The sequence below is a fragment of the Stenotrophomonas sp. G106K1 genome, assembly GCF_037969685.1.
GTDB lineage: Bacteria > Pseudomonadota > Gammaproteobacteria > Xanthomonadales > Xanthomonadaceae > Stenotrophomonas > Stenotrophomonas lactitubi.
On record NZ_JBBPFR010000002.1, the window covers coordinates 55,699 to 67,936 of the forward strand.

Below are 12,238 nucleotides of genomic sequence, written 5' to 3' on the forward strand. Positions count from 1 at the left end.
GGTGCGAAAAGCAGCCGAGCATGGCTCGGCTCTACAGACGTGCGTCGCCTAGTGCAGGTCGATCACGCGGCCACCGACCACCACCTGCTGCAGGCGCAGTTCGGCATCCAGCACCACCAGATCGGCACGGGCGTCGGGCGCAATGCGGCCGCGATCGCTCAAGCCCAGGTAATCGGCCGGGAAGGTGGACACGCGTTGCGACGCGTCAGCCAGATCCAATCCCACCTGCACCAGATTGCGCAGCGCCTGGTCCATGGTCAGCGCGCTGCCGGCCAGCGAGCCGGTGGCCAGGCGCACGCAGCCGCCACACTTGTGCACGCGTTGCTCGCCCAGCGCGTACTCGCCGTCGGGCATGCCGGTGGCGGCCGTCGCGTCGGTCACTGCGTACAGTCGTGGAATCGCGCGTGCGGCCAGCCGGATCACGCCCGGGTGGATGTGCTGCAGGTCGGGAATGATCTCGGCGTACTGCGCGTGCGCCAGGGCAGCCGCGGCGATGCCAGGCCGGTAGTGGTCGACGCCGGTCATGCCGTTGAACAGATGGGTGAAGCCGGAAGCACCGGCCTGCAATGCGGCAACGCCTTCCTCATAGGTGCCGGCGCTGTGGCCGAGCTGCACGCGGATGCCGAGTGCGGACAGCGCGGGAATCAGCGCGGTGTGCTCGCCGATCTCCGGCGCCAGCGTCATCACCCGGATCGGTGCCAGTGCGTGCAGCTGCTGCACCAGCGCCATCGTCGCCTCGATCGTGCGGTTGGGCTGTGCGCCCAGCCGCTGCGGGCTGATGAAGGGGCCTTCCAGGTGCACGCCGGCGATGCAGGCGGCATCGGCATCAGGCGCTGCCATTGTTGCCGCAACGCCGTGCAGCGCGTATTCGATCTCGTCCAGGCCGGCGGTCATGGTGGTCGCCAGCAGCGTGGTGGTGCCGAAGCGCGCATGGGTGCGGGCGATGGTGCGGGCCACGTCGCCGCCCTGCATCAGGTCGACGCCGGCTGCGCCATGCACGTGCAGGTCGATGAAACCGGGCAGGATCACCGGCAGCCGCGGGTCATCGCCGCCGCTGTGGTCGTCCACCTGCAGCTGGCGCACGTGCGAATCGAACTGGACCTGGCCGCGACGCCAACCCAACGGGGTGAGGATGCGGCCGTGCAGGGAGCGGATATCGGTCATGCGGGGGGCTCGGCGATGATCACTTCGATGCCCAGCCGCTGCAGCCCCTCGCGGGTCGCGTCGTCGATGCCGGCGTCGGTGATGATGGCGTGGATCTGGTCGAGGCGGGCGATGCGGTGCAGGCTGACGCGGCCGAACTTGGAGGCGTCGGTGAGCACCACGATGCGCCGCGCGCGTTCGACCATGCGGTGGTTGAGGCGGGCTTCGGCTTCGTCGTGGGTGGTCAGGCCGAACTGCAGGTCCAGGCCATCCACGCCCAGGAACAGCGTGTCGAAACTGTAGGAATTGAGGCTGGCTTCGGCCTGGCTGCCCTGCAGCGACAACGACTGCTGGCGCAGCAGACCACCGGTCAACAGCACGGTGATGCCGGCGGCGTTGGCCAGTTCCCAGGCGATGTTCAGGCCATTGGTCATCACCGTTACATCGCGGTGTTCGCGCAGGTGGCGGGCCAACGTCATCGTGGTGGAGCCGGAGTCGATGATGATGTTGTCGCCGGCCTGCACCAGGCGCGCGGCGGCCGTGCCGATGGAATCCTTCAGCGGCAGGTTCAGCGCATCCTTTTCATGGATGTCCTGTTCCTGCGGCGGCGTACGCACCAGGGTGGCACCACCGTGGGTACGCGTGGCCAGCCCCTGTGCTTCGAAGTGGGTCAGGTCGGCACGGATGGTCACCGCCGACACGCCAAAACGCTCGACCAGGTCAGCCACCTGCACCGAGCCGTGCTCGATCAGCAGCTGCAGGATCTGTTGCCGGCGGGAGCGGGTGTTGCGCATGGCCATTCTCGGTTTCGCGGGGAAAGGTAGAGATTAGCCGTTCGCAAGATCGGCGGCAGCCGAACTTTCGTTGTGCTTGCGGCTTCCAGCCTGGTTGGCGCTGCAGGCGCGTGCGTATTCGCCCAGGCACAGGCCGATCCGATGCTGCACCAGGGCGGTAGGCGTATTGGCCAGGGTGCCCTCGCGCACGACGCGGTACTGCTCGGGCAGGTACTGGCTGAGCAGCACCAGCGGCGGCGCGTGCTGTTCCAGGTTGGCGAACAGGGTCTGCACGGCCTGCAGCAGCGCCGGCTCGCCCCAGTAGTAGCGGCAGCGGTCGCTGAAGGAATAGCTGCGCAGCAGGCGCAGGGTCGCCTCGTCGCCTTGGTAATAGGACTGCCAGGACTTCGGCTGGGCCACCATCACTTCGTCCAGCACCTGCGGCAGGCGCGAGCACTGCGCGGCCGGCAGCAGCTCGGCTTCGATCGCAGCCAGCGCGAACAGCGCTTCGCGGTAGGCGAAGGTGGCCGCGGGGCCGACCTTGAGGATGGCGAAATGGTCGCGCACCAGGGCATGCAGGCCACTTTCGCGCTGGTAGTCGGTGGAATGCGCTTCGAACACGATGCGCGGCTGCTGTTCGAGGAAGTCGGCCAGTTCGCTGGCGGCGGCAGCGTCGTACTCGTGCACGCTGCTGTGGTCGAAGTCCACGCCCGGCTGCACCACCATGGCCAGCACGCGCTGCCATGCATCGCGCAGCTGCGGGGTATCGAAGGCCTGCTGGTGGATGGCCAGGGTCTGTGCGGCTGCGGCCGGGGTGGTCACCTGCAGGCCACCGGCCAGCGAGGCTTCGCCCCCGGGAATCGGCACTTCGGTGCCGATCACATAGACCGGCGGCGGCAGGCCGTGTTCGGCGGCGGTGCGCTCGGCGATTTCAGCCAGTTCGGCCGAACGTGCAGCGACGATGGCATCGGGCAGCGGCACCGGGTCATCGGCGCAGGACATGCTGCAGTCCAGGTGGATCTTGTGGAAACCAGCGGCGACGTAGGCTTCGATCAGCACGCGCGCATGGGTCATCGCTTCGGCAGCCGGGCGTTTCTGCCAGGCGTTCGGGCCGAGGTGGTCGCCGCCGAGGATCAGGCGCTCGCGCGGGAAGCCTTCCTCATCGGCCAGGGTGCCGACGTAGTCGCGGTACTGCGGCGGGGTCATGCCGGTGTAGCCGCCGAACTGGTCGACCTGGTTGGAGGTGGCTTCGATCAGCAGCACGGTATCGTGCGCCAACGCCACGTGCATGGCCGCACGCAGCACCTGCTCGTTGCTGCAGCAGACGCTGTACAGGCCGACGTTGGCACCGTCGCGGTGGGAGGCAAGCAGGGTCTGCAACGGGGACATGGTCAGGCTCCGGACATCAGGAAAACGAAGATTGGCTGGCCAGCAGGGCGGCACCGCGTGCGCCACCGGCATCACCGAAGCGCGGCGGCACGATGGGCGGTACCTGCACGCCGTTGAACAGATGCGCGGCGATGGCCGCAGGCAGCAGCTGGTACAGCGGTGCGTACTGGGACAGGCCGCCGCCGAGCACGATCACGTGCGGGTCCAGTGCCAGCACCAGTGCGGCCAGGCTGTGGCCGAGCAGGTCGCGATGGATGTCCAGCGCCTGCCGTGCACGCGCATCGCCGGCTTCGGCCAGGGTGATCACCACGCTGGCATCGGCAGCGCTGCCACCGAGGTGGCGCTCGATCATCGCCACGCCACTACCGGACACGTAGCGCTCCACGCAGCCCTGCAGGCCGCAGGCGCAATCGATCAACGGCAGGCCATGGCGCTGCAGCAGGTGCCCTGGCACGCTCCAGTGGCCCCATTCGCCGGCCAGGCCGTTGAAGCCGGACAGCAGGCGCCCCTGCAGGCAGAAGCCGCCACCGGCGCCGGTGCCGAGGATGGCGCCGAACATGCTGGGGTAGCCATCGGCGGCGCCGCCATGCGCTTCAGAGAGCGCGAAACACTGCAGGTCGTTGCCGAAATGCAGCGGGCGCTGCAGGCGTGCCTGCAGGTCGGTTGCCACGCATTGGCCGGTCAGCGCAGGAACATTCGCGCTGAGCTGGCGGCCGCTGCGACGATCACGCACGCCGGGCAGGGCGATGCCGATGGCCGCATCGCTGCGACCCAGCGCGGCATCGGCCTCAGCGACCAGTGTCACCACCGCCTGCAGGAAGCCGTCGTAGTCGCCCTGCGGGGTGGCCACGCGGCGCCGCCAGGTGACCTGCATCGCCGCATCGCACACCACCAGCTCGATCTTGGTGCCGCCGATGTCGATGCCATAGCAGGCGTTGGCGATCAGCTCAGCCATGGTGGATGGTGACACCCTTGACCACGCGGTTGACGGTGCCGTCCGGGAACGGATTGTCCGGGGTCAGGCCAAGTGCGGCCGACCGCTGCAGCGCGTACAGCTGCGCAAAGCCCAGCCACACCGGCGCCAGCCACGGGTCATCCAGTGCCGGCACGGTGAGGGTGTAGTCATCGTCGGCGCCGATATCCGAATGCGGGCCGATCGACAATACCTGCCCGGCCACGCCATCGCGGCGCAGTTCTTCCAGCAGATCCTGTTCATAGCGGCGCGCCAGCGGCTGCCCGCTGCGCAGCACGACCACCAAGGTGCTGCCGTCCAGCGTGGATTTCGGGCCGTGGCGGAAGCCGAGCGGGGTGTTGGCCAGCGCCAGCACGCGGCCGGCGGTCAGCTCCAGCACCTTCAACGCGGCTTCGCGAGCGAGTGCTTCCAGCGGGCCGCTGCCAAGGTAGATCACCCGGTTGAACGGGCGCTGCGCCAGCGCGGCCACCGGTGCGTCCCACTGCGCCTGGCCTTCGCGGGCGAGACCGGCAATCTGCTTCAGGCGCGCGATACGCGCATCCCACGGGGAACGGTCGAACACGGTCAGTGCGGCCAGCAGCATGCAGGTCAGGCTGCTGGTCATGGCGAAGGCGCGGTCGCAGCTGGCCGAGGGCATCAACAGGGTGCAGGTGTCGGCACGGCCGGCGCCGCGACGGGCGAGTTCGCCATCGGCATTGCAGGTGATATCGAGGAAGCGCGCATCATCCACGTCGCTGCGCACGCGATCGACGGCGGCAACGCTTTCAGGGCTGGAGCCGCTGCGGCCGAACGACACCAGCAGGGTCGGACGGTCGCGCTGCAGGTACAGCGCCGGATGGGTGAGCAGGCTGGTGGTGTGCACCACGCGCACCTCGGCTGGCCACTGCGCATTGATCGCATCGGCCACCATTTCGGCGATGAAGCCGGAACTGCCGGCGCCGGTGAACAGCACGCGCTGGTTCGGGTCATTGAGGCTGTCGCCGAGGAAGGCCTGCAGGCGGTCGCGGGCACGCGACAGATCCTGTGCAAGGGCTTCCCACAGCGCCGGCTGCTGGGCGATTTCGGTAGCGGTATCGGCTCCGCCGCGGCGCTGCCAGGCGGACACATCGGAAAGCAGGGTGACGTCCATTCGGAGGTTCCAGTTGGGCCAGCGCACCATCTGCGTTTTCTTTCGAAATGTCAAATATCGAAAGTAAAAAGAAAGATATCGCGATGCCCACTTTCCCGGGGCGGCTGGCCGCTGGAAACGAAAGAAGCCGTCGAATGTCGTATCGCACAATACTTAACAGGCCCCTGCAAGCGCTTACACAAAGTATTGCAACGCAACAACTTTCGTTTCATATAAATATATCTTCCTTTTTCCTTTCAATTTGTTGACATCTTTCGAATCGCTGCCCTAGAGTCGGCCCAACCGCTTTCGAAACGCCCGGTGAATGGGTTGGGAGTCCGTGTGGAAATCTGCGTTCGTCGCTCGCCACTGCTGCTGGCCCTGTTGCCGGCATTGCTGTCGGCGTCCCTGTCGGCCCAGGCCGCACCGGCCGGCAACCTGCGCTCGGTCAGCGCCAGCGCCAGCAGCGACGGCGTAAGTGGCTGGGACCTGCAGACCGACAACGGCACGCGCATCCGCATCGAACTGCCGGCCACCGACATCATCCGCGTGCAGGCCGGCCGCAACGGCACGCTGACCGGCGCCGGCGACAAGGCCGCACCGATCGTACTGCCGCAGCCCAAGGCCAACGTGCAGGCGCAACTGGAAGAAGACGCGCAGGAAATCCGCGTACGTACCGCTGCACTCGTGCTGCATGTACAGCGGCAGCCGCTGCGCCTGCGTCTGGAACGCCTGGACAACGGCCAGCCCACCGCGCTGTGGCAGGAACTGCAGCCGCTGGACCTGGATGCCACGCAGAGCGTGCAGGTGCTGTCCTCGCAGGCCGATGAAGGCTATTACGGTGGTGGCCAGCAGAACGGCCGCTACCAGTTCAAGGGCCGCGAGCTGGAAGTCTCGTATTCCGGCGGTTGGGAAGAGGGCGATCGCCCGAGCCCGGCACCGATGCTGCTGAGCAGCCGCGGCTGGGGCATGCTGCGCAACACATGGAGCGACGGCAGCTACGACCTGCGCCAGAGCGACCAGGCCACCCTGCTGCATCGCGAAGACCGCTTCGATGCCTACTACTTCGTTGGCGCTGACCTGCCGAAGCTGATCGAGCGCTACACCCAGCTGACCGGCCGCCCGAACATGGTCGCGCGCTGGGCGCTGTCCTACGGCGATGCCGATTGCTACAACGATGGCGACAACAGCAAGAAGCCCGGTACCGTGCCCGAAGGCTGGAGCGACGGCCCGACCGGCACCACCCCCGACGTGATCAACAGCGTGGCCAAGCAGTACCGCGCCAACGACATGCCCGGCGGCTGGATCCTGCCCAACGATGGCTACGGCTGCGGCTACAAGCAGCTGCCGGAAACCGTGAAGGGCCTGGCCGGGTATGGTTTCCGCACCGGGCTGTGGACCGAGAACGGCGTCGACAAGATCGCCTGGGAAGTGGGCAAGGTCGGCAGCCGCGTGCAGAAACTGGACGTGGCCTGGACCGGCAAGGGTTACCAGTTCGCGATGGATGCCAATCGCCAGGCATTCAACGGCATCCTCGACAATTCCGATTCGCGCCCGTTCCTGTGGACGGTGATGGGCTGGGCCGGCATCCAGCGCTATGCCGTGGCCTGGACCGGCGACCAGAGCAGCAGCTGGGACTACATTCGCTGGCATGTGCCGACCCTGGTCGGGTCGGGCCTGTCCGGCATGGCCTACGCCAGCGGCGATGTCGATGCGATCTTCGGCGGCAGCGCCGAGACCTTCACCCGTGACCTGCAGTGGAAGGCGTTCACCCCGGTGTTGATGGGCATGAGCGGCTGGTCGTCGAACGCGCGCAAGCACCCGTGGTGGTACGACGAGCCCTACCGCAGCATCAACCGCGATTACCTGAAGTTGAAGATGCGCCTGACCCCGTACATGTACGGGCTGGTGCACGAGGCCGCGCAGACCGGTGCACCGCCGGTGCGAGGCCTGATGTGGGACAACCCGCGCGATCCGCACGCGCAGGATGAAACCTACAAGTACCAGTTCCTGCTCGGCCGCGACCTGCTGGTCGCGCCGGTGTACCGCAGCCAGGCCGCCAGCCGTGGCTGGCGCCGCGACATCCACCTGCCGGCCGGCGGCTGGATCGACTACTGGGATGGCCGCCGCGTGCAGGCCACCGCCGATGGCCGCCAGCTTGACCGCCAGGTGGACCTGGCCACGCTGCCGCTGTTCGTGCGTGCCGGTGCGATCCTGCCGATGTACCCGTCGATGCTGTACGACGGCGAAAAACCCCTCGATGAAGTGACCTTCGACCTGTACCCGCAGGGCGAGTCGCAGTACACGCTGTACGAAGATGACGGCAACACCCGCCGCTACCAGCAGGGCGAGTCGAGCACGCAGAAGATCACCGTGCAGGCGCCGGCACAGGGCAGTGGCCCGGTGCAGGTGCAGATCGATGCGGTGCAGGGCCAGTACACCGGCCAGCTGGCGCAACGCCGCTATGGCCTGCGTGTGCTCAGCCGGCAGGCGCCGCGTGCGGTGCAGGCTGCCGGCCGCGCGCTGCCCGCACTGGCTGACGCGGCCGCATTCAACAGCGCCAACGAAGGCTGGTACTTCGACGCAACCGAGCGTCGCGGCACCTTGCATGTCCGCACCGCTGCGCAGGACATCCGCCAGCCGCTGCAGCTGCAGCTGGACTTCGCGGTCGCCGCCGCGGCCGCCGATGATGCCTACCCGGCCGCACCGGTGCTGGGCCGCGAACTGCCGGCCGACAGCCTGCTGGTGGTCAACCGCCCGGCCGAAGAACCCGGCCATGCGCTGGAAAATGCCTTCGATGATGATCCGGCCACCTGGTTCCGCAGCGTGCGCAACCAGGCCGTGCGCACCGGTGCCCACGAGTGGGTGATCGGTTTCGGCGAACGGAAGATGATCGATGGCATCGACATCGCGCCGCGCAACGACAAGAACTGGAAGCACGGCCAGGTGCGCGACTACGAGGTGTACCTGGGTGACAGCAATGGTGAGTGGGGCGAACCGATCGCCCGCGGCCACCTGCAGCTGAAGGAAGGCGTGCAGCGCATCGACTTCCCCGCCCACGCCGGCCGCCTGCTGCGCTTCCGCGTGCTGAGCGTGCAGAACCCCGAAGGCGATGGCGGCAGCAGTACCGATCCGATGGTGACTGCCGCGCAGGGCAGTGCGCGTGCCTTCGACGCGCTGCAGCCGCGCGACGTCGGCCCGATCGCCCTGTCCACCTTCCACATCCTTGAACACCAGGAACCGGAGCGACCGGCCCGGCAGCGCTATCTCTCCGAGCTGCCGGTGCCGGCCGCGCTGGCCAGCCAGGTGCGCGCCGACAAGGCGTTCACCGGTGACGCCGGCATGCGCATGAACGGCCTGCAGTTCCGCCGTGGCCTCGGCGTGGCCGCCAGCAGCCGCGTCGACCTGCGCCTGCAGGGTGGCTGGCGGTTGCTGCGCGCCGACCTCGGCATCGACGACGCCTGCCGCACTGCCGGTGGCCTGCAGTTCCAGGTCTGGGGTGACAACCACCTGCTGTACGACAGCGGCCTGGTGAAGGCGCCCGGCGTGGTCAAGCCGGAGCTGGACATCCGTGGCCTTTCCACCCTGAGCCTGCGCACGCTGGGTGCGCAGGGCAGCCAACCCGCCCAGGTCTGCGCCAACTGGGCCAACGCCGTCCTGATCGGCCAGGAGGGCGACTCCGCCAGCATCGTCGCCCCATGACCGCCACGTAACACCGCTCCTCCCCCGCCCATTCCGACTGCGGCCCTCACGGCCGTGGCCCGGGAGCGTTTTGCCCGCCGATCCACCATTCGCGCCGCACCCCTGCCAGGAGAGAACCCCGATGTTGCCCGCCCGCCACCACCGTCCCCCCTGTCGTTCGATCGCACCGCTGTCGCTGGCCATTGCCGGCGTGCTGCTGTCGGTCGCCATTCCTGCCTTCGCCCAGGAGAGCAAGGACAAGGCCACCGACCTGGCCCGCATCGAGGTCACCGGCTCCAACATCCGCCGCACCGACGTTGAAACCGCCTCGCCGGTGCAGGTGATCAGCAAGCAGGACATCCAGAACATGGGTGCGCGCACGCTGCTGCAGGTGCTCGACAACCTGCCGGCCGCACGGCCAGCGCAGCAGGATTCGCGCTCGCTGTTCACCGGCTCGGACGGCGCATCGCAGGCCAACCTGCGCGGCCTCGGCGCACAGGGCACGCTGGTGCTGTTGAATGGCCGTCGCCTGTCGTACTACGGCGCGCCAGCCGGCTTCCAGACCCAGTTCGTCAACATCGATGCGATTCCCGCCGCCGCCATCGAACGCATGGAAGTGCTGACCGACGGCGCCTCGGCCGTGTACGGCACTGACGCAGTGGCCGGTGTGATCAACGTGATCACCAAGCGCAACTTCCAGGGCGCGGAGATCAGCTTCACCAACGACACCTCCTCGCGCATCGATTCCTACGGCGAGCGCCAGGCCAGCATCACCGCCGGCTTCGGTGACCTCACCGAGAACCGCTTCAACATCTACGGCGCGGTGAACATGTACCGCCGTGACGCGATTCCGCTGGCCGACTTCTATGACAAGCGGCCGGACCAGTACTACGTCAACAACCCCAACTACCTGAACAACCTGCGCCTGGGCGTGGGCAGCAAGCCGGGTGAGTTCAACCCGGGCAGTTACTTCGCCTTCGATCCGGTCACCGGCCGCCGCGTGCAGGAAGCCGCGCCGGGCTGCCAGAACGTGCTGACCAGTGAAGCGGCCGGTCCGCGTTGCGTCTGGGAAACCTGGATGAACAACGAGATCGACGCCGGCGCCAAATCCGAGCGCAACACCGCTTACCTCAACGGCACTTTCCTGGTGGGCGACAGCACCGAGATCTTCGCCGAGGCCACCTATACCGATATCGACCTGCGTGCCAACGGCGGCACGCCGCGCAGCTACGGCACCACCACCGGCAACCCGACCAGCTGGTTCTCGCGTGATACCGGCAACAACGTCAACCAGTTCCTGTATCCGTTCCTGGGCCCGAACAACGAGTACAACCACGCCAGCCCTCAGCTGAAGGCCATGATGGGGGGCGTGGTCGGCCTGCAGTACCTGTTGCAGGATGCCGGCGCCAACTACTTCGGCCAGCGCAACACCGACAAGAGCTACCGCGTGCTGACCGGCGCGCGTGGCAACGTCGGTGACTGGAACTGGGAAACCGCGTTCGCTACCGCTGGCACGCACTCGACCACCTACCAGACGATCAACGTCAACGTGAAGGGATTCGAGAAGGCGTTCGGTCCTTACAGCATCGACCCGGGCACGGGCCGGGTGATCATCTCCGATCATCCGGCGTACAAGTTCGGTGAGATCAGCGAGGCCAACGGCGCACTGATCCGCGAAGCGTTCCCGACCTTCGACATCCAGTCGTGGACGCGCCTGCATACCCTGGACGGCAAGATCGAAGGCCCGCTGTTCAAGCTGCCGGCCGGTGACATGCGCGCCGCGTTCGGCTTCAACGCCAGCCGCGAAACCTTCTATACCCCCGGCAACGCCGATGCCGCCGCCGGCCTGATCACCCAGCAGGGTGGCTCGTGGTTCGATGGCGCGCGCAACACCTATGCGCTGTTTGCTGAAACGGTGGCGCCGATCACCGAGAAGCTGGAGCTGGACGCGGCCGTGCGCGTGGACAAGTACCCGAACTTCAGCGCCAACGTCGCGCCGAAGATCGGCTTCAAGTACCAGGCGTTCGATCAGCTGATGCTGCGTGGTACCTATTCCACCGGCTTCCGCGCCCCCAGCCTGGCCGAGTCCGGCAACGGTGGCGTGTACGCGCAGCTGGGCGGCTTCCGTGATGAACTGCGCTGCGCCGAGACCAACGCCATCGCCAACCTGCTGCTGAAGTCGCAGCGCGGCGGTGACGTCGACCTGGGCAAGAGCCTGCTCAACGTGGACTGCAGCCGCACCGTCGCGCGCATGACCCAGCCGAACCAGAACCTGAAGCCGGAGAAGGCGAAGATCGCCACGCTGGGCTTCGTCTATGAGCCGGCCACCTGGCTGTCGGTGTCGGCCGACTACTGGTTCATCTACCGCGACAACGAGATCGTCGCCCCGGATTACCGCCGCGCCGAAGACATCATCTCGTCGTCGCGCTCGCCGATCACCGACAGCGACCGCGCCAACCTGGCGCAGCTGGCGGCGATGTGCGCCGATCCGGCCAGCGGCGTCAGCTGCCCGGGAACGCTGCCGGGCTACTCGGCCGGCAACGTGGCCAGCGTGGTGGGCCAGTACAAGAACCGCGGCAAGACCCTGATCGATGGCTTCGACATCGATGCGCGCAGCCGCTTCTCGCTGGGTGAATGGGGTGGGCTGAACATTGGTCTGGCCGCGACCATCGCCAACCGCAACCGCTTCTACATGGATGAACAGAACGGCTGGTTCTACGGCGACGTGGTGGGCTATTACAACAACCCGCGCCTGCGCGCGACGCTGAATGCCGACTGGACCTACAAGCAGGTCACTACCAGCATGTTCGTCAACTACGTGGGCGGCACCAAGTGGGCCACCGACCAGGTCGACGAAGTGAGCAACAACAAGGAGACCTGCACCGGCGGCTACCTGGCACTGCAGAAGAGCAAGTGCGATGGTGCACCGTCGTGGTGGACCGCCAACATGAGCGTCACCTGGCGCCCGGACGATGCCTGGAACCTGAGCTTCACCGTCAAGAACCTGTTCAACCGCCTGCCGTTCTACGATCCGAACAGCTTCCTGGGTGACTCCAGTGACTACGCCACCATCTTCGGTCGTGGTTACAGTGTGACCATCGGCTACCGGTTCAAGTAATTCCGTTTGCGTGACCAGGCGCGCCAGCCAAGGCTGGCGCGCCTTCAAGAGGA

Annotated in this window: 7 protein-coding genes; 2 read left to right on the top strand and 5 right to left on the bottom strand. The window is 67.1% G+C overall.

The features are described 5' to 3' along the window. Positions 1-48 precede the first annotated feature (48 nt). Genes WKB25_RS02565 through WKB25_RS02585 form a run of 5 tightly spaced genes read right to left on the bottom strand, consistent with a single transcriptional unit; the run spans position 49 to position 5,407 of the window. Positions 49-1,164, bottom strand: coding sequence for an amidohydrolase family protein (locus tag WKB25_RS02565; protein ID WP_340568588.1), 1,116 nt, complete (start codon positions 1,162-1,164; stop codon positions 49-51). Continuing rightward, a complete protein-coding gene (locus WKB25_RS02570) occupies positions 1,161-1,937 on the bottom strand; it encodes a DeoR family transcriptional regulator (RefSeq protein WP_340568590.1) in 777 nt (258 codons plus the stop codon). The genes WKB25_RS02565 and WKB25_RS02570 overlap by 4 nt, the downstream gene beginning before the upstream one ends. 33 nt (positions 1,938-1,970) lie before the next feature. Further along, positions 1,971-3,305: a D-tagatose-bisphosphate aldolase, class II, non-catalytic subunit gene (locus WKB25_RS02575; protein WP_340568592.1), complete on the bottom strand. Its 1,335-nt coding sequence runs from the start codon at positions 3,303-3,305 to the stop codon at positions 1,971-1,973. A gap of 16 nt (positions 3,306-3,321) precedes the next feature. Then, positions 3,322-4,260 (bottom strand): ROK family protein, encoded by a 939-nt coding sequence (locus tag WKB25_RS02580; protein WP_340568594.1) that lies wholly within the window; start codon positions 4,258-4,260, stop codon positions 3,322-3,324. Next, positions 4,253-5,407 (bottom strand): SIS domain-containing protein, encoded by a 1,155-nt coding sequence (locus tag WKB25_RS02585; RefSeq protein ID WP_340568595.1) that lies wholly within the window; start codon positions 5,405-5,407, stop codon positions 4,253-4,255. Before WKB25_RS02585 ends, WKB25_RS02580 begins: the two co-directional genes overlap by 8 nt. 321 nt (positions 5,408-5,728) lie before the next feature. Here WKB25_RS02585 and WKB25_RS02590 point away from each other — a divergent pair, with 321 nt between their 5' ends. Further along, complete coding sequence (locus tag WKB25_RS02590; RefSeq protein WP_340568596.1) at positions 5,729-9,088, top strand: TIM-barrel domain-containing protein; 3,360 nt, start codon at positions 5,729-5,731, stop codon at positions 9,086-9,088. Between the two features lie 121 nt (positions 9,089-9,209). Further along, positions 9,210-12,185 carry a TonB-dependent receptor gene (locus WKB25_RS02595; RefSeq protein WP_340568598.1) on the top strand — a complete coding sequence of 992 codons (2,976 nt, stop codon included), beginning with the start codon at positions 9,210-9,212 and terminating at the stop codon, positions 12,183-12,185. Positions 12,186-12,238 lie beyond the last annotated feature (53 nt).

Excerpts from the sequence above, each read along its gene's own strand:
- WKB25_RS02580 (WP_340568594.1), bottom strand. The coding sequence starts at position 4,260 with ATGGCTGAGCTGATCGCCAACGCCTGCTATGGCATCGACATCGGCGGC.
- WKB25_RS02585 (WP_340568595.1), bottom strand. The coding sequence starts at position 5,407 with ATGGACGTCACCCTGCTTTCCGATGTGTCCGCCTGGCAGCGCCGCGGC.
- WKB25_RS02595 (WP_340568598.1), top strand. The coding sequence starts at position 9,210 with ATGTTGCCCGCCCGCCACCACCGTCCCCCCTGTCGTTCGATCGCACCG.
- WKB25_RS02575 (WP_340568592.1), bottom strand. The coding sequence starts at position 3,305 with ATGTCCCCGTTGCAGACCCTGCTTGCCTCCCACCGCGACGGTGCCAAC.
- WKB25_RS02565 (WP_340568588.1), bottom strand. The coding sequence starts at position 1,164 with ATGACCGATATCCGCTCCCTGCACGGCCGCATCCTCACCCCGTTGGGT.
- WKB25_RS02570 (WP_340568590.1), bottom strand. The coding sequence starts at position 1,937 with ATGCGCAACACCCGCTCCCGCCGGCAACAGATCCTGCAGCTGCTGATC.